At 72.3% G+C, this 19746-nt stretch carries 15 protein-coding genes and 1 riboswitch; of the genes, 6 read left to right on the forward strand and 9 right to left on the reverse strand.

Annotated elements, in window-relative coordinates:
- Positions 1-209: 209 nt before the first annotated feature.
- Positions 210-1064 (forward strand): helix-turn-helix transcriptional regulator, encoded by an 855-nt coding sequence (locus RMN57_RS24460; RefSeq protein WP_313765471.1) that lies wholly within the window; start codon positions 210-212, stop codon positions 1062-1064.
- Positions 1065-1092: 28 nt separating this feature from the next.
- A complete protein-coding gene (locus RMN57_RS24465; protein WP_313765472.1) occupies positions 1093-1302 on the forward strand; it encodes a DUF397 domain-containing protein in 210 nt (69 codons plus the stop codon).
- Positions 1303-1374: 72 nt separating this feature from the next.
- Here the strand turns inward: RMN57_RS24465 and RMN57_RS24470 are convergent, their stop codons facing one another.
- The 5 genes from RMN57_RS24470 to RMN57_RS24490 form a co-directional block, all read right to left on the reverse strand.
- On the reverse strand, positions 1375-2370 hold the full coding sequence (locus RMN57_RS24470) for a ribonucleotide-diphosphate reductase subunit beta (protein WP_313767947.1): 996 nt from the start codon (positions 2368-2370) through the stop codon (positions 1375-1377).
- Positions 2371-2390: 20 nt separating this feature from the next.
- Positions 2391-4790, reverse strand: coding sequence for a ribonucleoside-diphosphate reductase subunit alpha (locus RMN57_RS24475; RefSeq protein ID WP_313767948.1), 2400 nt, complete (start codon positions 4788-4790; stop codon positions 2391-2393).
- A 188-nt stretch (positions 4791-4978) separates the two neighbouring features.
- Positions 4979-5121, reverse strand: a riboswitch (cobalamin riboswitch).
- A gap of 64 nt (positions 5122-5185) precedes the next feature.
- Positions 5186-7162, reverse strand: coding sequence for a glycosyltransferase family 39 protein (locus tag RMN57_RS24480; protein ID WP_313765473.1), 1977 nt, complete (start codon positions 7160-7162; stop codon positions 5186-5188).
- Positions 7159-8223 (reverse strand): glycosyl hydrolase, encoded by a 1065-nt coding sequence (locus RMN57_RS24485; RefSeq protein ID WP_313765474.1) that lies wholly within the window; start codon positions 8221-8223, stop codon positions 7159-7161. Before RMN57_RS24485 ends, RMN57_RS24480 begins: the two co-directional genes overlap by 4 nt.
- Positions 8220-9638: a glycosyltransferase family 2 protein gene (locus RMN57_RS24490; protein ID WP_313767949.1), complete on the reverse strand. Its 1419-nt coding sequence runs from the start codon at positions 9636-9638 to the stop codon at positions 8220-8222. Before RMN57_RS24490 ends, RMN57_RS24485 begins: the two co-directional genes overlap by 4 nt.
- A 418-nt stretch (positions 9639-10056) precedes the next feature.
- Here RMN57_RS24490 and RMN57_RS24495 point away from each other — a divergent pair, with 418 nt between their 5' ends.
- From RMN57_RS24495 to RMN57_RS24505, 3 genes are all read left to right on the forward strand, one after another.
- Positions 10057-11283 (forward strand): GH12 family glycosyl hydrolase domain-containing protein, encoded by a 1227-nt coding sequence (locus tag RMN57_RS24495; protein WP_313765475.1) that lies wholly within the window; start codon positions 10057-10059, stop codon positions 11281-11283.
- Between the two features lie 536 nt (positions 11284-11819).
- Positions 11820-12875 (forward strand): LamG domain-containing protein, encoded by a 1056-nt coding sequence (locus RMN57_RS24500; protein WP_313765476.1) that lies wholly within the window; start codon positions 11820-11822, stop codon positions 12873-12875.
- A gap of 139 nt (positions 12876-13014) precedes the next feature.
- Positions 13015-14718, forward strand: a complete 1704-nt coding sequence (locus tag RMN57_RS24505; RefSeq protein ID WP_313765477.1) for a hypothetical protein — start codon at positions 13015-13017, stop codon at positions 14716-14718.
- A gap of 109 nt (positions 14719-14827) precedes the next feature.
- Here RMN57_RS24505 and RMN57_RS24510 read toward each other — a convergent pair whose 3' ends face one another.
- Positions 14828-15322: a GNAT family N-acetyltransferase gene (locus tag RMN57_RS24510; protein WP_313765478.1), complete on the reverse strand. Its 495-nt coding sequence runs from the start codon at positions 15320-15322 to the stop codon at positions 14828-14830.
- 434 nt (positions 15323-15756) lie between these two features.
- Between RMN57_RS24510 and RMN57_RS24515 the strand changes: the two genes are divergently transcribed.
- Positions 15757-16713 carry a helix-turn-helix domain-containing protein gene (locus RMN57_RS24515; protein WP_313765479.1) on the forward strand — a complete coding sequence of 319 codons (957 nt, stop codon included), beginning with the start codon at positions 15757-15759 and terminating at the stop codon, positions 16711-16713.
- A 51-nt stretch (positions 16714-16764) separates the two neighbouring features.
- On the opposite strand, the gene RMN57_RS24520 is transcribed toward RMN57_RS24515, so the two are convergent.
- From RMN57_RS24520 to RMN57_RS24530, 3 genes are all read right to left on the reverse strand, one after another.
- Complete coding sequence (locus tag RMN57_RS24520; RefSeq protein ID WP_313765480.1) at positions 16765-17586, reverse strand: histidine phosphatase family protein; 822 nt, start codon at positions 17584-17586, stop codon at positions 16765-16767.
- A 154-nt stretch (positions 17587-17740) separates the two neighbouring features.
- Positions 17741-19354, reverse strand: a complete 1614-nt coding sequence (gene mctP, locus RMN57_RS24525; RefSeq protein WP_313765481.1) for a monocarboxylate uptake permease MctP — start codon at positions 19352-19354, stop codon at positions 17741-17743.
- Positions 19351-19620, reverse strand: coding sequence for a DUF3311 domain-containing protein (locus RMN57_RS24530; RefSeq protein WP_313765482.1), 270 nt, complete (start codon positions 19618-19620; stop codon positions 19351-19353). Before RMN57_RS24530 ends, mctP begins: the two co-directional genes overlap by 4 nt.
- Positions 19621-19746: the final 126 nt, after the last annotated feature.

Below are 19746 nucleotides of genomic sequence, written 5' to 3' on the forward strand. Positions count from 1 at the left end.
CGGGGTGAAGAGCGCTGAAGAAGGCATAGGAATGCCCGGTGATGGGCCCACCATGATCACTCTGTGTGGTGTGGCCCACTACTCCAGGTAGCATGCACCCGTATCGGCGAGATCTGCAAGCGCTACGAATGCAACGTTGCAGATATGCCTTCGCTGGATTGACGCATCGTCACGAGGCAGACTGGCATCGTCAGGGAGAGGATCCGCGCATGGCTGATGAACCGAGGCCGACCGTCCGTGCCCGTCGACTTGGCTCGGAGCTTCGCCGGCTACGGGAGGCTGCGGGTAAGGGCACCGATGACGCGGCGCAGGCGCTTGCCTGCTCCCGCGCCAAGATCAGCCGCATAGAGACCGGGGCGTCGGGTGTTCGACGGCTGGACCTCGGCATCCTTCTGGATCTGTACGGGGTGCGCGACAGGGAGCGCGAAGCTCTCGAAGCGCTGTCCAGGGAGAGCAAGAAGCGCGGCTGGTGGCACGACTACGGTGACACGATCCCGTCGGCCTACGTCGACGTACTCGGGCTCGAAGACGATGCTCGGTACATCCGGATGTGGCAGACCATGGTTGTGCCGGGATTGCTGCAGACGAGGCGCTATGCCCGGGCCCTGCTCGAAGCGAATCCTGCAGCCGTGCGGCCGGAGCGCATCGACCAGCTGGTCGAGATCCGGATGGAGCGGAAGGAAGTCCTCGCGAAGCCGGATCCGGCCCGATTCTGGGCGATCATCTGGGAGCCTGCGCTCAGGTGCCCGGTGGGAGGACCGGATGTCCACAGGGAGCAGTTGGCGCACCTGGCGGAGATGGCGCAGCTTCCCAACGTCACGCTGCAGGTGGTGCCACTGGATGTCGGCGCGACCGCGGGTGCGTGCGGCGCCTTCGTGATGTACGGCTTCTCGGACTCGCCGACTCCCGGTGCGGTGTTTCTGGAGACGCTGACGAGCAGCCATTACCTGGAGCAGCAGGGCGAGCTGGACGGCTACGGCCTGGTCTTCGAGTACCTGCGATCGGCTGCTCTGGACCCGATGAAGTCGCTGGATATGATCGCGGCCATTGCGGCGGAGACGTGACGACGAGATCGGACAGGGGTGTGAGCGCATGACCGTGCCGGAGATCGCCGCTCGGGGTTGGTACAAGAGCAGCTACAGCGCCCAGGCGAACGAGTGTGTGGAGACCCGGCGGGCGGTGCCGGCGGGTATGGCCGTCCGAGACTCGAAGGATCCGGACGGGCCGGCGCTGCTCTTCGCCGGTGAGGCTTGGGCCTCCTTCATCGCCGGGGTCAAGGTCGGCGACTTTCCGACCGACTGAAACAACAGAGGTGCCCCGCACGGGCTGTGGCCGTGCGGGGCACCTCTTTCGTTTCGCTGCTTCTCCGACGACCTAGAAGTCGTCGTCGAAGGAGACGGAGCCCTCTACCGCGACCTGGTAGGCAGACACCCGGCGCTCGAAGAAGTTCGTCAGCTCCTGGACGTTCTGCAGCTCCATGAACCCGAACGGGTTGCTGGACCCGTACCGGATCGGCAGGCCGAGGCGGGCCAGCCGCTGGTCGGCGACGGCCTCCAGGTACTGGCGCATCGACGCGGTGTTCATGCCCGGCAGGCCGTCACCGCACAGGTCCTGGGCGAACTGGAGCTCGGCCTCGACGGCCTCCTCCAGCATCTCCGTCACCTGCTTGGCCATCTCCTCGTCGAAGAGGTCGGGCTCCTCCTCGCGAACCGTGTCCACCACGGAGAACGCGAAGTCCATGTGCATGGACTCGTCGCGGAACACCCAGTTGGTGCCGGTCGCCAGACCGTGCAGCAGACCCCGGCTCCGGAACCAGTACACGTACGCGAAGGCCCCGTAGAAGAACAGGCCCTCCACACACGCGGCGAAGCAGATCAGGTTGAGCAGGAACGCCCGCCTGTCCTCCTTCGTCTTCAGCGAGTCGATGTGGTCGACCGCGTTCATGTACTTGAAGCAGAACTGGGCCTTCTGGTGGATGGAGGGGATGTTCTCCACCGCGGCGAAGGCCGCGTTGCGGTCCTCCGGGTCGGGCAGGTAGGTGTCCAGCAGCGTCAGGTAGAACTGGACGTGCACGGCCTCCTCGAACAGCTGCCGGCTCAGGTAGAGCCGCGCCTCCGGGGAGTTGATGTGCTTGTAGAGGCTCAGCACCACGTTGTTCGCGACGATCGAGTCACCGGTCGCGAAGAAGGCGACCAGCCGGCCGATCATGTGCCGCTCGCCCTCGCTCAGCTTGGCGAGGTCGGCGACGTCGGAGTGCAGGTCCACCTCCTCCACCGTCCAGGTGTTCTTGATCGCGTCCCGGTACCGGTCGTAGAACGACGGGTAGCGCATCGGGCGCAGGGTCAGCTCGAACCCGGGGTCGAGCAGCATCTTGCGGTCTTCGGGGGTGCTCACTGGCAGGCCTCGCAGGACTCGGGGTTCTCCAGGGAGCAGGCGATGGCGTCCTGCTCCTCCTGGGTCATGGTCGGGGTGGGCACGGGCACGGCCGTGCGGGCGGTCCCGGACGCGGCCTGGGCGATCCGGGTCGCCGGGCGCGAGCGCAGGTAGTAGGTGGTCTTCAGACCGACCTTCCACGCGTACGCATACATCGAGCTGAGCTTGCCGATGGTCGGCGCCGCCATGAAGAGGTTCAGCGACTGGCTCTGGTCGAGGTACGGCATGCGCGCCGCGGCCAGGTCGATCAGCGCGCGCTGCGGCAGCTCCCAGGCCGTCCGGTACAGCGAACGGATCTCGGCCGGCAGCCAGTTGAGCTCCTGGACCGAGCCGTTGGCGTCGCGCAGCGCGTCGCGGGTCTGCTGGTCCCAGACGCCCAGCTCCTTGAGCTCGCGCACCAGGTAGGGGTTGACCTGCAGGAACTCGCCCGACAGCGTCTCGCGCTTGAACAGGTTGGACACCTGCGGCTCGATGCACTCGTACACACCGGCGATCGAGGCGATCGTGGCGGTCGGCGCGATGGCCAGCAGCAGCGAGTTGCGCAGGCCGGTCTCGGCGATCCGGGTGCGCAGCGCGGCCCAGCGGTCGGCCCACTGCGGGGCGGCCGACGGGAAGTGGTCGATGTGCAGCTCGCCGCGGGCGGCGCGGGTCTCGCCGTACGCCTCGTGGCGGCCCAGCTGCTCGGCCAGGTCGGCGGAGCGCTCGTACGCGGTGAGCATGATCCGCTCGGCGATCAGCGTGGAGAGGGCCTTCGCCTCGGCGGAGTCGAAGTCGATCCGCAGCTTGAAGAAGACGTCCTGGAGGCCCATCACGCCGAGGCCGACCGGCCGCCAGCGGGAGTTCGACGTCCCGGCCTCGACGGTCGGGTAGAAGTTGATGTCCACCACGCGGTCGAGGAAGGTCACGGCGGTGCGCACGGTGGCGTCCAGCCGCTCCCAGTCCATCGCGCCGATCAGGTCGGCGGTCGACGCACCCTCGGCCACGTGGGCGCCGAGGTTGACCGAGCCGAGGTTGCAGACGGCGGTCTCGGAGTCGTCCGTGACCTCCAGGATCTCCGTGCACAGGTTGGACGAGTGGACCGTCCGGCCCGGCAGCGCGGTCTGGTTGGCGGCGCGGTTGGAGGCGTCCTTGAAGGTCATCCAGCCGTTGCCGGTCTGCGCCAGGGTGCGCATCATCCGGGCGTAGAGGGTCTGCGCGGGGATGGTGCGGACGGCCTTGCCGGCCAGCTCGGCCTTGCGGTAGGCCTCGTCGAAGTCCTCGCCCCAGAGGTCGACCAGCTCCGGCACGTCGGCCGGGGAGAACAGCGACCAGTCCTCGTTCGCGTTGACCCGGCGCATGAACTCGTCCGGGATCCAGTGCGCCAGGTTCAGGTTGTGGGTCCGGCGCGCCTCCTCACCGGTGTTGTCGCGCAGCTCCAGGAACTCCTCGATGTCCGCGTGCCAGGTCTCCAGGTAGACGCAGGCCGCGCCCTTGCGACGGCCGCCCTGGTTGACGGCGGCGACCGAGGAGTCGAGGGTGCGCAGGAACGGGACGATGCCGTTGGACTTGCCGTTGGTGCCCCGGATCAGGCTGCCGCGCGAGCGGATCCGCGAGTAGGAGAGGCCGATGCCGCCGGCGTGCTTGGAGAGGCGGGCGATCTGGGCGTACCGGGAGTAGATCGAGTCCAGGTTGTCGAGCGGCGAGTCCAGCAGGTAGCAGCTCGACATCTGCGGGTGCCGGGTGCCCGAGTTGAAGAGGGTCGGCGAGGAGGTCAGGTACTCCAGCCGGCTCATCAGGCGGTACAGCTCGGCCACCTCGCGCACCGACTGCTCGTTGTCGCCGACCGCCAGGCCACAGGCGACGCGGAGCAGGAAGTGCTGCGGGGTCTCGACGACCTTGCGGGTGATCGGGTGGCGCAGCAGGTAGCGGGACTGCACGGTGCGCAGGCCGAAGTACTCGAAGCGGTCGTCGCCCTGCGGGTCGATCAGGCCGTCGAGGACGGCGGCGTGCTTCGCCACGAGGGCGGCGGTGGTGTCGCCGATCAGACCCTCGGCGTGGCCGACCGCGATCGAGGTGGAGAAGGAGACCACGCCCTGGGTCGCGGCCTCGTCGACGATCTCCAGCGCGAGCAGCCGGGCGGCCAGCTTCGAGTACTGCGGGTCCTCGGCGATCATCGACGCTGCGGCGTCCACGGCCAGCCCGCGCAGCTCGGCGAAGTCCGAGCCGGCGTGGCGGCCGCGCAGCGCGGCGGCGGCGACATGGCCGGGGTCCACCTGCGGAAGGTCGGCGCTGCGGTCGGTCAGCACCCGCAGCAGAGCGCCGCCCGGGTCGGTGACCGTCGGGTCGGCGGTGGCGGAGCTGGTCCCCTGGGTGGGCAGGGTGGCTGAGGCAGCGGTGGTCAAGGCGCTCTCTCCTGGCGGCGATCGGCGGCGGTGGATCGAATCACCGGGCCGTTCGGGGCAGGGGAGCACGGCGCGGCAGCCGGACGGCGTCGCGCGACGGTGTCATCCCCGGCCCGCCCGCGAGGCCCGGAAGTACTGCTGGTGCTGAAGGCCTCTGCGGGGAGGTCGACCGGCACACCGTCGGCAGGTACTCGGACTCGCGGGCTCTGCATGGGAGCCGCCCGCACACCGCTGCGGGGCAGTCCCGGATTCCCACCGGGTTCCCCTGCGTCGACAGCAGGGACGAGCATACATCTAGTGGCGGCTGAGTATGACGGCCCCATATGTAGTGGCGGGCGTGTCGCGGGGCCCGAGTTGCGGGCCCGTCGCGCTCAGTACCGGAGGAACACTTTGTACGTGCCGGAATCGCCGGTCGGGGAGCTGAACTGAGCGATCAGGCGGTAGTGCCCGCCGGCCCCGAGAGCGTCCGCGAGAGCCCGGTTCATGGCGCTCGGCGCGGTGCTGTCGAGGACGACCAGGTTGAACCAGCCGTCCCGGACGGCGGTGACCGTGCCGTCGTCGCCGCGGTGCACCACGCCGGCCCGGTCCTGGTACTCGGTGCCCCGGCGGGCCGAGAACCACTGGTCGGGCTTGCTGACGCTGCCCAGGTAGTACTCCGGCAGCCCCTCCACCTCGGTGAGGTAGCGGCCGCCGTGCGGCTGGGCGTGCAGGCGCAGCACGCTGAGCAGCCGGCCGGAGTCGGGGCCGTCCTGGTACCGCAGGGACGCCTGCTCCAGCCCGAGGGCGAGCAGCACCACCCACGCCAGGATGCCCAGCTGGGGGTTGCGGAAGTGCGCGCCGACCAGCCTGGTGATGCCCACGCCGGCCAGCGGCGCGGCGAAGAGCATGCCGAACCCGAGGTGCCGGAACATCACGCCGGAGGTGCCCAGGCAGGCGTACAGGACCGGGATCAGCAGCGCCGTCCCGCACAGGGTGATGCTCAGCGCGGCGCGGCGCAGCCGGGTGGCCGTGATCTCGTCGTCCTCGGGCGACTCGTACATCCGCTCGCGCCGCACGTAGGCGGCCGCCCCGGCGCAGGCGAGCAGCGTGAACAGGCCGCTCCACTGGGCCGCGGAGAGCAGGACGGAGCCGGCCGACCGGGCCTCGTGGCCCTGGGTGGGCGACCAGGCCGCGACGTCGTCCAGCAGGCCGAACGGCAGCAGCAGCCCGACGGTGCCCACGGCCAGGAGCAGCGCCCGCAGGGCGGCCGGGCCGCGGCCCTTCCGGGCCGAGGCGGAGAGCACCGCGAGGGCGAGCACGGCGGGGAGGGCGACCACCGCGGCGTACTCCGCGGCGACCGCGAGGGCCGCCACCGGCGCGGCCAGCAGCACCAGGGCCACCGGGGCGCGGGCGGTGCGGACGACGATCCAGGCGGTGACCGCGACCAGGGCGATCGCGAGGGCGTCCGGGGCCGCGTAGAAGCCGACCACCACGGTGGACTGCACGACGGCGTACGCGGCGGCGCCGCAGATGGCCACGCGCTCGTTGAAGAGCCGGCGGGTCAGCGAGTAGGCCAGGACGGTGGTGACCAGCGCCAGGACCAGGCTGACCACCCGGGCCCCGAAGATCCCGCTCGCGTTCGCGGCGGCGCCGGCCAGCGGCGGGTAGAGCCACGGCGCGCCGGGGATGCGCTCGACCAGGTCGGTCGTCATCGGGGTGCCGTCGAACAGGTGGTTCAGCTCCTGGCGGCCGACGATCATGGCGATGGCCTCGTCGGGGTGCGCGGCGCCGAGCAGGCGCAGCGAGAGCGCCGCCTGGACGGCCAGCACGGCGAACAGCAGGGCGCGGCCGATCCAGCGTCGCCGGGGGCTGGACGCCGGGTCCCAGCCGGTCGCGGGGACGGCCGGGATGGTGTACGGGGCCAGCTCCACGGGCGGGCCGTCGGAGGGGTGGAACCGGGGGTCGGCGGGAGCCGGGCCGTCGCCGGGGTGCGCGGGCTCGTCCCGGTACGCGGGGCCGTCCGGGTGGGCCTCCTCCTCCGGGTACTCGGTGTCCACCGGGTGGGTCTGCTCCTCCGGGTACGCGGGGCCGTCCGGGTACGCGGTGTCCTGCCGGTACTCCGCGGCCCCCGGGTGCTCCGGCGCGTCCGGCTGCTCCGGCGCGTCGGGGTACGCCGCGCCGTCGGGGTGCGCCGCGCCGTCCGGGTACGTGGGGCCGTCCGCGTACGCCGGGTCGGGCAGCCGGGCCGGCTCGTCCGGCTGCCCGGGGCCGTGCGCTCCGCTCCCGGCCTGCGCGGTGTCCTCGGCGTTCGCCGTCCGGATCGGGGTGTGCGGGGTGAACCAGGGGGAGTCGGTCTCTGAGGGCATCATGGGTTCCGGATGTCGAAGCCGTAGCGAGGGTCGGACACGCGCTGCTTGTAGTCCGCGAGCGACGGCGGGGAGGTCTCGATGCGCCAGTCCGCCCGTTTCACCATGTTGAACCAGACGAACCCGACGATGTCGTCGTGCGTCTCGATCCCGGTGAAGAGCTGGTCGATGTCGGCGCGCTGGCGCTTCCCCTGCTGGGAGGCCGTCTCGCTGATGAAGAACGGCTTCTTGCAGAAGGCGCGGATCTCCGCCATGGTCGCGCCGTAGAGCGTGTCGAAGGTCTTCGGGCCGGTGAGGGTGAAGTAGCCGGTCATGCCGGCCCAGTCCACGTAGGCGTCCCCGGGGTAGTACGGCGCGAGCCGGGTGTTGGGCGCCGGGACGGTGATGTTCGGGCTCCAGACCCAGATCACGTTGGTGGCGCCGGCCCGGTCGAAGATGTCGTGGATCCGGCGCCAGGCACCGACGAAGTCGGCGGCGCTGGCGGCCTGCCGGCCCCACGGGTACCAGTCGCCGTTCATCTCGTGCGCGATGCTGATGGCGATGGGCAGGTTGAGCTTGGCGGCCGCCTTGGCCACGCCCTTGACGTAGTCGTCGGTCTCGCCGGCCGCGATCGCCGCCATCGAGGGGGAGTGCGGCTCCCAGGCCATGAACGGCAGCGCCCCGGCCTCGTAGATCCGGCGGACGCCGGCGGTGTCGAAGCCGTCACCCCAGCTCGCGTAGTACTCCACGACGTTCGGCTGCTTGCCGATCATCGCGGTGAAGCTGCTCAGCGGGTCCATCTTCGCGGGGACGTCGTCCAGCGCCGTCCCCAGGTACTTGCGGCTCGGCTTGAGCAGCGGCGTGACGTCGTACGGGACGTCGCCGGCGGCCGGCTTCCGGTGGCCCGGGGCGGCCGCGGCGGCGGTCCCGGTGCCGGTCGCCTCCGCGGCGACGGACTCGGGGACGGCGAAGCCCGGGTCCTCGGGGCCGCAGGCCGTGGTCAGCAGCAGGCCGGCGGTCAGCACGGCGATCAGGGCGAGCGGGCGGCGGCCGGCCCGGCGGCGGTGGGCGGACACGGTGATCACACAGCTTCCGTGGGACGCGGCTGGACCAGGACGCGGCCCACGATGACGGCGTAGAAGAGGCCGGACGCGAGCACCAGCGCGAAGTTGAGCGCGCCCATGGTGAGCATGCGCCAGATCCCGAAGCCGACCCAGGCCAGGGCGGTCCCGCCGCCCCAGGCGATCACGCCGATCCAGAACCGGCGGGTCTTGTTCTTCCGGGCGCCGCTGGAGCCGGTCGGCTGCCAGGCCATCCGGTTGCGGCGCAGGATGTCCCAGATGGCGAAGACGTGGGCCCAGCCGTACATCATCCGGGCGGCCCAGGCCTCCAGCCGGTAGGGGTTGCGGTGCCAGAGCGGGAAGATGAGCGTCGCGTACACCAGGCCCGGGATCACCAGCATCGTGTTCTCCCACCGGATCAGGTCGGGCCGCGTGATCAGCAGCACGATCGGCACCAGCGGGGAGATGACGGTGAACAGCGCGGTGTGGATGTAGTAGAAGAATCCGGACATGTAGCACATCCGGGTGATCGGGCGGAGCTTGGTGCTCCAGAACTTCCGGCTGCCCAGCAGGCTCATCGAGCCGGTGCACCAGCGGTACTGCTGGTTGAAGAAGCCGCCCACGTTGTCGGGGCAGACCCCGGCCGCCAGGGCGATCGGCACGTAGTGCAGGTTCCAGCCGAGCCGGCGCAGGTCGAAGCCGGTGTGGACGTCCTCGGAGTGCTCGATCAGCGTGGTGCCGCCGTTCTGCTCCAGGGCGGCCCGCCGGTAGACGGCGCAGCTCCCGACGCAGATCGCGCCGTCGTTGCGCTGCCGGGAGACCTGGACCGTCCGGTAGAAGAGCTCCTGGACGGCCCCGGCGCCGCGCTCGATCCAGTTCTGGGAGTCGAGGATGCGGAAGTACTGCGGGGACTGGACGATTCCGAGCTCGGGATCGTTCTCCATGTAGGGGAGGAGCTCGTCGAGCAGATCGGCCCGGGGCGCGAAGTCGGCGTCGAGGATGAGGATGTAGTCGCTGTCGGAGTTGCGGAAGCCGAACTGGAGGTTGCCGGCCTTCTTGAACCACCCGCGGTTGTTCCGGGTGCCGTAGACGAACTCGAAGTCGACGGCCATCTGCGCGAGTTCGGGGCTGTCGCTGTCGTCGAGGACGTACGGGGTGACCTCGCCGGGGTACTGGTCGCGCAGCCTGGCGACGTGGGTCCAGGTGTTGTGCAGCACCTCGATCGGTTCGCCCGCGACCGGGAGGAAGACGTCGACCGTGGGGTACCGCTCCGGGCGCCAGGCCTTCACCAGCGCGCGGTGCGCCTTGAGGTCGAAGCTCTCGTTGAAGCCGTGCACCCAACGGGATATCAGGTAGTAGACGATCGTGAAGGCCAGGAACGGGACGAACACCCAGAACCACGGGGTGGCGCCGACCAGGCCGATCTCGCTGGCCACCATGGAGCCGAAGCTGACGAGGGAGAAGCAGGTGAGCACCCAGAGGTGGCTGCGGGTGTAGGAGTACTTCTCCACACCGTCCGGCGGCTGCGGCAGCAGTCCGCGCTGGACCCGGGCGCTCGCGTCCGGCCGGCTCCTGCGGCGTGAGGCGGCCGCCCTCCTACTGCCCGCGAGCTGTGCACTCTCGGTGACAGTCACGTCGCTCTCCCCCGGAAACCGTATTGAAGTGGTCCAAATCCACCCAAGGCCGTTCAGCATGCGGCCACTGGGACGTCAGGATCGTACGGGACCGGCTCCCGCGGCATCCCACCCTCCTCGCCGGCCGGGCGCCCGGAACCGGGATCGATCTCCGATCGTGATGTGGGGGCAGACGTATACGGTTGGCGGCCGCTGGGCCGTTCACCAGGAGAGGGAGGACATCGTGGAGGGCACTGCCGCACGGTTGGCGCGGGGGGCGCGGGCGCTGCTCGCCCACGGCACGGTGGCCGTGCTGCTCCTGGGCTGCACGGCCGAGGCGACCCCGGCACCCGCGCGGAGCACCGCGGCGGCCGGCGCCGACGACCCGGTGGACAGCGGCTCCGGCAGGCTCTGCTCGACCCCCGAGGTCCGCTTCCCCAAGCGGCTGGTCGACGGCGGCACGAAGGTGATCGAGACCAACCCCTGGAACTCCTCCGGCACGCTGTGCCTGGACACCCAGGGGACCGGCTTCACGGTGACGGAGCTGCGCGACTTCGTCCCCAAGGCGCCGCTCGCCCCCGGCGGCTACCCCAACATCTCCACCGCCCCGGGCGCGAGCGGACTGCCCGTCCCGGTCAGCGCGTTGGGTGACGCGACCAGCGACTGGGACGCCACGGCCCAGGCGACCGGCTCCTACAACGTCTCCTACGACCTCTGGTACGGGCCCAACCCCGACAACTGCGCCCCGGGCGAGAGCGCCGAGGTGATGATCTGGCTGGACTCCACCGACAGCGTCAAGCCGGCCGGGAGCAAGGTGACGGACGCCCAGACGCTGGGCGACGCCACCTACGACGTCTTCCAGGCGCCGATCACCGGCCCGCACAGCGTCATCAGCTACGTGCGGACGGCGAACACGCACAGCGCCCACGGGCTGAACCTGCGGCTGTTCACGGCCGACGCCCTGATCCGCGGTTACGTCCCGCCGGGGTCGTACCTGTGCCGGGTGCAGGCGGGCTTCGAGATCTGGAGCGGCGGCACCGGCCTGAAGAGCTGGGCGTTCGCCTTCCACAACAGAGTCGGCCTGCCGGCCGGCGAGGTGCCGGCCGGCGCGCCCGGGATCTGCCTGCGGCACGGCGGCGGGGGCCTGGCCGGGACGCCGGTGACGGTCGGCTCCTGCGGCGACCAGGCGGTGTCGACGGGCTGGACGGTCGGCAACGACGGCTCGCTGCGCGGCGGCGCGGCCTGTCTGGCACCGGCCGAGGACGGCCGGACCGTGGCGCTGGCCCGCTGCACCGGCGGGGCACCGCAGCGCTGGGCGGCCGGGCCCGGCCAGAGCCTGCTGCACATGGAGTCGGGCCAGTGCCTCAGCACCGTCGGCGGTGTCCTCGCGGACGGGACGGCGGTGACCCTCAAGCCGTGCGCGGGCGCGGTCGGGCAGAAGTGGAAGCTTCCGTACAACGGACTGGCGTAGCGTCGGGCCGCCCCGTCAGCCGCAACACCCTCCATGGGCGTTGAGGCACTGATGCCCTACCATTCCGACACATGAGCGATCGACCGGTACCGACTGGCGAGCCGGAGCAGACCCCGGGGTGGTCCCCGCAGCAGCCGCCGGCCGGCGCCTTCGGCCCGCCTGCGCCGGACGCCGCGCAGCCCGCGGCCGGTCCGGTGCCGCCGGCCGCCGGGCAGCCGCCGGCCGTTCCGGCGCCCGCGCCCGGTCAGTTTCCCGCGCCCGGTCCGGCGCCGGTTCCGGCGCCCGCGCCCGCACCGGTGCCGCCGGTGTCGGTGCAGCCGCCGGCCGGTCCGATGCCCCCGGCCGCGGTGCAGCCGCCCGCCGGTGTGCCGCAGCCGCCGCCGGTCGGCGCGTTCGGCCCGCCGCCCGGCGTGCCCGTGCAGCCGGGTCCGCCCGTTCAGCCCGGCGCGCCCGTGCAGCCCGGTCCGCCCGTGCAGCCCGGTCCGCCCGTGCAGCCCGGTGCGCCCGTGCAGCCCGGTGCGCCCGTGCCGCCTGCCGTGCCCGTGCAGCCCGGTCCGCCCGTCCAGCCCGGCGCGCCCGTGCAGCCGGTCGGCCTGATGCCGCCCGCGCCCGTGCCGTCCGCCGCGCCCGCGGCCCCCGCGCCGCAGTGGCCGCAGCAGAACGGCTTCCCGCCGCAGACCGCCGCCACCCCGGACTGGGAGGCGCTGGCCGCCGCCAACGAGGAGCAGGCCAAGCGCAAGCGCCGGTTCCGGATCATCATGGCCGCGGTGGTCGTGCTGGTGGTCGGTGCCGCGGCCGCCGGCGGTGTGGTGCTGCTCAAGGACGACAAGAAGGACGACCCGGCAGCCCAGCCGACCGCGGCCCCGACCGCCGAGGCGACGAGCAAGGGCCCGAGTGCGACGCCGACCGCGGCCCCGAAGCCCATCGCCGGCCCGCCGACCGTCGGCTCGCTGCCGGCGAGCAAGGGCGGCCCCGCGCTGGGCCTGGGCGCCGACGCCAAGACGGGCTCGGTGGCCGGGTTCCCCTCGCAGGTCCTCAAGCTGCCCAGCGGGCAGAACTCCTTCGCCCAGAGCGCCCAGCCGGTCGTCGACGTCAACAAGAGCTTCACCGTGTCCGCCCGGGTGTTCGTCGACGTGCCGAACGGGGTCCGCTCCGCGGTCAGCCAGGGCGACGGCCCGTACTACTCCTTCTCGCTCGGCCGTGGCACGAACAACGGCCACGAGCTCTGGTACTTCAAGGTGCAGCTCCAGGGCGGCGGTTCGGCGATCGCCTGGGCCAAGGGCGACGCGACGGTCAACCAGTGGGCCCTGCTGACCGGCGTCTACGACTCCGCGGCCAAGCAGATCACCCTCTACGTCAACGGCGCCGCGCAGTCCTCGGCCCCGGCGGCCGCCGTGCAGAGCAGCGGTACCAACGCCCTCCAGCTGGGCCGGCTCAGCTCGAACGGGCAGTGGAGCGACCCCTGGCACGGGGCCGTCGCGGACATCCAGACCTGGGACCAGGTACTGCCGGAGGCCGACATCGTGAAGATCGTCGCGGGCCCCAGCTCGCCGCCGGCGATCCCGCCCACGGCCGGCTGGCTCACCGGCTGAACCGGTCCCGCGGCGGGCCGTCGCCCGCCGCGGACATCCACGGCGCCGGGGCTGCGGGCTGCCCCCGGCGCCACTCGTCGTCCCGAGCCCGAGGCGTGCCGCACCGGGCGCGCGGTCCTGAGTTGAGGAGCAGTACCTGATGAGCGCCGACGGCCGTTGGATCCGGCCCGCGTCCACCCGGCGGCCCGTGCTCACCTCCGCGGGCGTCCGCCCGCCCGGTGCGGCCGGCCCGGGGGCGGGACCGGGAGGCGGCGGACCCTCCGGGCGGTCCGGCGGCGAGCAGCCGTCCCCGCGCGGACGCCGGCGGCGGGCGGCGGAGCCGGCGCTCCGGATACCCCGGCCCGGGCTCAAGCCGGACCTGCTGCCGCTGCTGGCCGTGCTGCTCGCCCAGGGCGCGCTCTCGTTCCACCTGCTCGGCAGCAACACCGCCTTCGTTGACGAGGGCACCTACATCTACGCGGGCTACCAGGAGATCGCCAACCTCGCGCACGGCACCCCGGTGGCGACGTACGAGACCTTCTTCTCCGGCTCGCCGCTGATCTACCCGGTGGTCGTGGCCCTGGCCGACATGCTCGGCGGCCTGACCACCGCACGACTGCTGAGCATGGCGTTCATGCTCTCCGCCACGGTGGCGGTCCACCTGGCGACCCGTCGGCTGCACGGCTCCCTCGCCGCCTTCTGCGCGGCGGCGGCCTTCGCCGCGCTCGGGCCCACCCAGTTCCTGGGCGGCCTGGCCACCTACGACTCGATGGCCCTGGCCCTGCTGGCCTGGGCCGGCTACCTCGCGGTGCGGCTGACCACCGGCGGCGGCTACCCCAGCCTGGTCCTGTCCGGCCTGCTGCTGGCCCTGGCCGGCTGCACCAAGTACGCCGCGCTGCTCTGGGTGCCCGTGGTGTGCGGCGTCGCGGTCTTCGCCGGTGCGGGCGGGGCGCCCGGTGCGTGGGTGCGGTGGAAGCGCGGGCTGCAGCTCCTGCTGGTCTTCGTGGCCGGGGTCGGCGTCGCGGCCCTGCTGGCGGGCGAGCGCTACGTCAACGGCTTCAACCACACCACGCTCAAGCGCGCTCCGGGGCACGACGCCTACTCGTACGTGGCCTCCGAGGCCGCCAAGTGGGTGGGTGCCCTGGTGGTGCTGGCGCTGGTCGGAGCGGTGGTGCAGTTGCTGGCCGCGCGCCGGCGCGGCGGCGCCGCGTGGTCCGAGGCCTGCCTCGCCGCCGTGCTGCTGACCGCCGGCGTGCTCGCGCCGGCGAACCAGATCCGCATCCACACCTGGCTCTCGCTGCAGAAGCACGTCGACTTCGGCGCCTGGTTCTCCTGCATCGTGGTGGGCGCCCTGCTGGCCCGGGTGGTCGTCCTGCTGAAGGACCGGATCCACGTAACGGCCGGGATCGTGGTCGCCGCCCTGGTGATCGGCCCGCTCGGCTGGGCGGGGGCGGCCCAGGGCCGGGAGATGTTCGGCGAGTGGTCGAACACCGAGTCCTTCGTGGCGGCGCTGGAGCCGTACGTCTCCAAGGGCACGGACCGGTACCTGGTCGAGAACTACAACGTGCCCGCCTACTACCTGCGCGAGTCGAGCAACTGGCAGCAGTGGCACGACCTGGTGGCGGTCTACCGCAAGGACCCGGCCACCGGCAAGCAGCAGGTCGGGGTGCCCGCGATCCAGGCCGGTATCGAGGCGCACGAGTGGAAGGTCGTGGTGCTGGACTTCACGCAGACCGGCGACACCGACCGCGCGATCCAGCCCACCCTCAAGAACGCCGGGTACAAGGTGGTCACGGTGGTCAAGAGCGGTGAGCACGGCCGGTACACCATCTACGTCGCGCCGGGGCACGAGAAGAAGAAGTGACCCGGCCCGGCGCCGCGCAGGTCCCGGGCGGCCGACCGACCGGCCCCGGGGCCGACGCGGTCCCGGGGTCGACGCTCTCCCGGGGCCGACGTGGCCGGGTGCCGGCGGGTCAGAAGGCCATCGTGTAGACCATCAGGTCCATGCCCGGGTACGGCGCCCAGTCCCGCTCCGGTGCGCGCCGGAACCCGAGCCGCTCGTAGATCCGGTGGGCGGTAGTCATGTCGGGCCGGGTGGAGAACGCCATCCCGGCCAGGCCGAGTTCGCGGCTGCGGGCGATGCCGGCGCGGACCAGCGCCTCGCCGACGCCCCGGCCGCGGGCGGCCGCGGCGGTGGCCAGCATCCGGATCTCGCCCTCGTGCGGGTCGGCGATGTCGGCCCACTCGGTGCCGCCCACGGCGAAGGTCACGCAGCCGAGGACGCCCCCCTCGACCGCGTCGACCGCGACGAGGAGTTCGGCCTCCCGGGACCGGCGGGCGGTGTCGCGCAGGAGGTCGACGTAGCCGCTCCCGGGCGAGGTGTAGCCGTCGCCGACGAAGGCCTCGACGGAGACCCGGCCGGCTGCTTCGAGGTCCTCTTCACGGGCGTGGCGGATGACGATGTCCATGCGGTCAGTGTGCCGGAGTCGTCGCGGCCGCCCGGGGCCGGGTCGGCGGCCCGGTCCCGAGCGGACGGGACGGCGGACGGGCCGGTCGCCGGATCGGTGGCCGGATCGGCGGAGGGCCGCAGCGAGGCGGCCGGCATGGTGCCGTACAGCCGGTCGGGCAGGGCGGGGTCGACGGGGTAGCCGCCGGGGCGGTGCCAGTTGTCGCGGCCGGCGGCGGCGCCCCGGGCGACCTCGCGCCCGATCAGGCCGCCGAGCAGTCCGAAGCCGCCGACGACCCCGGCGAGGGCGAGTGTGCTGGCGATCGTGTCGGAGTCCATGGCTCCCACTCTTCCGCCGCGGCGGCCCGCCGACGAGTGGCAGGAATGCCCGATCACATCGAAAAACTGCCAACCGACCCCTTCCCCGCGGCGCCGGCCCCGGGGCATCCTGACGGCATGCTGAAGAACGTGGTCGCGGTGGTGCTGGAGGAGGTTCACCCCTTCGAACTCGGGGTGGCCGCAGAGGTGTTCGGCCTGGACCGGAGCGACGACGGCCTGCCCGCCTACGAATTCGCCATCGCCGGCGCCCACACCGGCCCGCACCGGACCCACGCCGGCTTCACGATCGACGTCCCGCACGGCCCGGAGCGCCTGGCCGAGGCCGACCTGGTGGTGGTCACCGCCACCAGCGTCCGCGAGGACTACCCGGAGCCGCTGCTGGACGCCCTCCGGACGGCCGTGGACGGCGGCGCCCGGGCGCTCTCGATCTGCAGCGGAGCCTTCCTGCTCGGCGCCGCCGGGCTGCTCGACGGCCGCCGCTCCACCACGCACTGGCGGTACACCGGCGAGCTGGCCGCCCGCCACCCGCTGACCACCGTCGAGCCGGACGTGCTCTACGTCGACGACGACCCGGTGATCACCTCGGCCGGCACCGCGGCCGGCATCGACGCCTGCCTGCACCTGGTGCGCCGGCTCCAGGGAGCCGAGGTGGCCCGGGCGATCGCCCGCCGGATGGTGGTGGCCCCGCACCGGGAGGGCGGGCAGGCGCAGTTCGTCACCCGCCCGCTGCCCGAGGGGGACGGCGAGTCCCTCGCCCCGGTGCTGGACTGGATGCGCCACCACCTGGACCAGGAGTCGACCGTCGAGCAGTTGGCGGCCCGGGCGCACATGTCGCCGCGCACCTTCGCCCGCCGCTTCCAGCAGGAGACCGGGACCACCCCGCACCGCTGGCTGGTCGGGCAGCGCCTGCTGCTGGCCCAGCGGTTGCTGGAGTCGACCGCCGAGCCGGTGGACGCGATCGCCGCCCGCTGCGGCTTCGGCAACGCGGCGACGCTGCGCCACCACTTCGGCCGCAGGCTGGGCACGACCCCGCTGGCGTACCGCCGCTGCTTCGCCGAGCCGGCGGTCGGCTGACGCCCGGGCTGCCCGCCGCCGGCGCCCGGCTGCCAGCCGTCCGACCACCCGTCAGTCGGCGGCCAGGTGCCCGGTCTGGTTCCAGTGCTCCGGCCGCAGCCGCCCGCCCTCCGCGCGCCAGAGGCTGGTCGAGCAGTTGTTGACCGGCCCGAGCCCGGTCAGCTGCGCCTCGGTGAGCCGGTCCAGCGCGTAGCGGAGCATCAGCACCGTGCAGTCGTGCGCCACCAGCAGCACCGGCCGGCCGGCCTCCTCGGCGCAGACGTCGCGCAGCAGGCTGCGTACCCGCAGGGCGACGTCGGCCCAGGACTCGCCGCCCGGCGGGCGGTAGTACAGCTCGCCCATCTTGCGGCGTCTGGCCGCCTCCTCCGGGTACTTGGCCTCGATGGCGGCCTTCGGCAGCATCTCCAGGATGCCGAGCTCGCGGTCGCGCAGCCGCTCGTCGTAGCGGATGCCCAGCGAGACCGGCACCGCGCCCAGCCCGGCGGCCTGCGCCAGCGCGAACCGGGCGGTCTCGGCGGTGCGCACGTACGGCGAGCACCAGACGCTGCGCGGCCGGTCGGCGCTGGGCAGGCCGGCCCACCAGCGCCCGAGCGCCTGGGCCTGCTGCTGGCCCTGCAGCGAGAGCGGGATGTCGGCGTCCCGGCAGCTGATCGGCACGCTCAGCGCACCGGCCGCCTCGGCCAGCTGGAACTCCACGTTGGCGGTGGACTCGCCGTGCCGGGTGGCGATCAGGACGGACGGCAGCGGGGTGGCCGCCGCGGTCCCGTCGGCGCCGGGGCCGGGGCCGACGCCGGTGGCGGCCGGGGCGGGCGGCCCGCCGGCCGCGTGGGCGGAGTGGTGCTGGCCGTTGAGTGTGGTGCGGAGGTCTGCCATCGCCGCTGCTCCCCGTGGGTCGATCAGTTGCCGGCCGGCTGTCGGTCCGGTCTGGTGGTGCCCTGTGTGTGCGGCCGTTCATACATATGATCGCGCCGTCTCCTCCAGTGTTCACGGAGGAGACGGCACGATCACAGGGCGCGCGCAGGGGTTGTCAGTGCGCCGATACGGGCTCCGGCGCGTTCTTCAGCTCGTCGTCGCCGGTTTCGGCGCTGTAGTCGCCGGGGCGGGTCTCGTCCGGGCCCTCGGGCGCCTTGACCGCCTTCAGTACCAGCGTGAGCACCACCGCGACCAGCAGGTTGATCACGAACGCGGTCAGGCCGATGTAGCCGAGCTCGCCGATGCCGGGGATCTCGGCCGCGTTGCCGCCGAAGTGCTTGGTGGCGGGGCTGGCGATGTCGTAGGCCTCCCAGGTGCCGTAGATCATGCCGACGGCCCAGCCGGCGAACAGCGCCCAGTGGTGGAACCAGCGGGTGAAGAGCCCGCCGACGATCGAGACGAAGGTCTGCAGGATCCACAGGCCGCCGAGCAGCTGCAGGTTGATCGCCGCCTGCTTGTCCATGGTGAGCACGAAGACCAGCGCGCCGACCTTCACCAGCAGCGAGGCGATCTTGGCGACCCTGGTCTCGTCGGCCGGGGTGGCGGCCGGCTTCAGGAACTCCTTGTAGACGTTGCGGGTGAACAGGTTGGCCGCCGCGATCGACATGATGGCCGCCGGCACCAGTGCGCCGATCCCGATCGCCGCGAAGGCGACGCCGGTGAACCAGTCCGGGAACATGTCCTCGAACAGCTGCGGCACCGAGAGCTGGGCGTTGAACTTCTTGTCGCCCTTGCCGATCCCGGCCGCGATCGCCATGAAGCCGAGCAGCGCCAGCAGGCCCAGCATCAGGGAGTACGCCGGCATGATCGCCATGTTCCGGCGCACGGTGTTGCGGGACTTCGAGGCCAGGACGCCGGTCACCGAGTGCGGGTACATGAACAGCGCCATCGCCGAGCCGAGCGCCAGCGTGGCGTACGTCCACTGCTTGTTCTCCGGCACGGTGAGCGAGCCGGCCGCCTTGGGGGCGCTGAACTTCTGGCCGACCGCGTCGAAGATGTGGCCGTAGCCGCCGAGCCGCAGCGGGATGTAGATCACCGCGACGATGATCACGATGTAGATCAGGGTGTCCTTGACGAAGGCGATCAGCGCCGGCGCCCGCAGCCCCGAGGAGTAGGTGTACGCGGCCAGCACGCCGAAGGCGATGAACAGCGGCAGGTCCTTGACGAACCAGTTGGCGTTCTCGCCGCCGCCCACGCCCAGCACGTCCAGCACCGCCTGGATGCCGACCAGCTGCAGCGCGATGTACGGCATGGTGGCCAGGATGCCGGTCAGCGCGACCACCAGGGCGAGCGGCTTGGAGCCGTACCGCCCGCGCACGAAGTCGGCCGGGGTGACGTACCCGTGCACCCGGGAGACCGACCAGAGCCGGGGCAGGAAGAGGAAGACCAGCGGGTAGGCGATGATCGTGTACGGGACGGCGAAGAAGCCCGCCGCGCCGGTCGCGTAGACGGCGGCCGGGACGGCCACGAAGGTGTACGCGGTGTAGAGGTCGCCGCCGAGCAGGAACCAGGTGACCCAGGTCCCGAAGCTGCGGCCGCCGAGGCCCCACTCGTCCAGGTGCAGGGCGTCGTCGGCCTTGCGCCAGCGCGAGGCGAGGAAGCCCATCACGGTGACCAGCAGGAAGAAGAGCACGAACACCGCCAGGGCGGGCACGTTGACGTCCTTCATCGCGCGCCACCCGCCTTCCGGACGGCCTTGCGGGCCTTCTCGTCCCGGTTGATCAGCAGGTAGGCGGCCACCGTGAAGACGGCCGAGACCGGCACCCAGAGCAGCTGGTACCAGTAGAAGAACGGCACCCCGCCCACCTCGGGGCCGGTCTTGTCGTACGAGGTCACCCAGAGCATCGCGACGATGGGCACGAGCAGGGCGAGGGCGGCCAGCACCCGCTCCGGCGTCACCGCCGGCACGGAGTCGGGACCGGGTGGCTCGGGCATGACAGGTTCGGTGGCAGCGCGGTCTGTCGGCATGGTTCGGCTCCGCTCCGGAGGAGGGCTCACCCGGTCGGCGCCGCAGCCCCGCGGGGCCGCACAACCCCCCGGAGCCCGCCGAGCAGCACCACT

The sequence above is a fragment of the Kitasatospora sp. CM 4170 genome (genome assembly GCF_032110285.1).
Lineage (GTDB): Bacteria > Actinomycetota > Actinomycetes > Streptomycetales > Streptomycetaceae > Kitasatospora > Kitasatospora aburaviensis.

Coding starts and splice junctions, on each gene's coding strand:
- RMN57_RS24460 (WP_313765471.1), top strand. CDS start 210: ATGGCTGATGAACCGAGGCCGACCGTCCGTGCCCGTCGACTTGGCTCG.
- RMN57_RS24465 (WP_313765472.1), top strand. CDS start 1,093: ATGACCGTGCCGGAGATCGCCGCTCGGGGTTGGTACAAGAGCAGCTAC.
- RMN57_RS24470 (WP_313767947.1), bottom strand. CDS start 2,370: ATGCTGCTCGACCCCGGGTTCGAGCTGACCCTGCGCCCGATGCGCTAC.
- RMN57_RS24480 (WP_313765473.1), bottom strand. CDS start 7,162: ATGATGCCCTCAGAGACCGACTCCCCCTGGTTCACCCCGCACACCCCG.
- RMN57_RS24490 (WP_313767949.1), bottom strand. CDS start 9,638: ATGGTGGCCAGCGAGATCGGCCTGGTCGGCGCCACCCCGTGGTTCTGG.
- RMN57_RS24505 (WP_313765477.1), top strand. CDS start 13,015: ATGAGCGCCGACGGCCGTTGGATCCGGCCCGCGTCCACCCGGCGGCCC.
- RMN57_RS24510 (WP_313765478.1), bottom strand. CDS start 15,322: ATGGACATCGTCATCCGCCACGCCCGTGAAGAGGACCTCGAAGCAGCC.
- RMN57_RS24515 (WP_313765479.1), top strand. CDS start 15,757: ATGCTGAAGAACGTGGTCGCGGTGGTGCTGGAGGAGGTTCACCCCTTC.
- RMN57_RS24520 (WP_313765480.1), bottom strand. CDS start 17,586: ATGGCAGACCTCCGCACCACACTCAACGGCCAGCACCACTCCGCCCAC.
- mctP (WP_313765481.1), bottom strand. CDS start 19,354: ATGAAGGACGTCAACGTGCCCGCCCTGGCGGTGTTCGTGCTCTTCTTC.
- RMN57_RS24530 (WP_313765482.1), bottom strand. CDS start 19,620: ATGCCCGAGCCACCCGGTCCCGACTCCGTGCCGGCGGTGACGCCGGAG.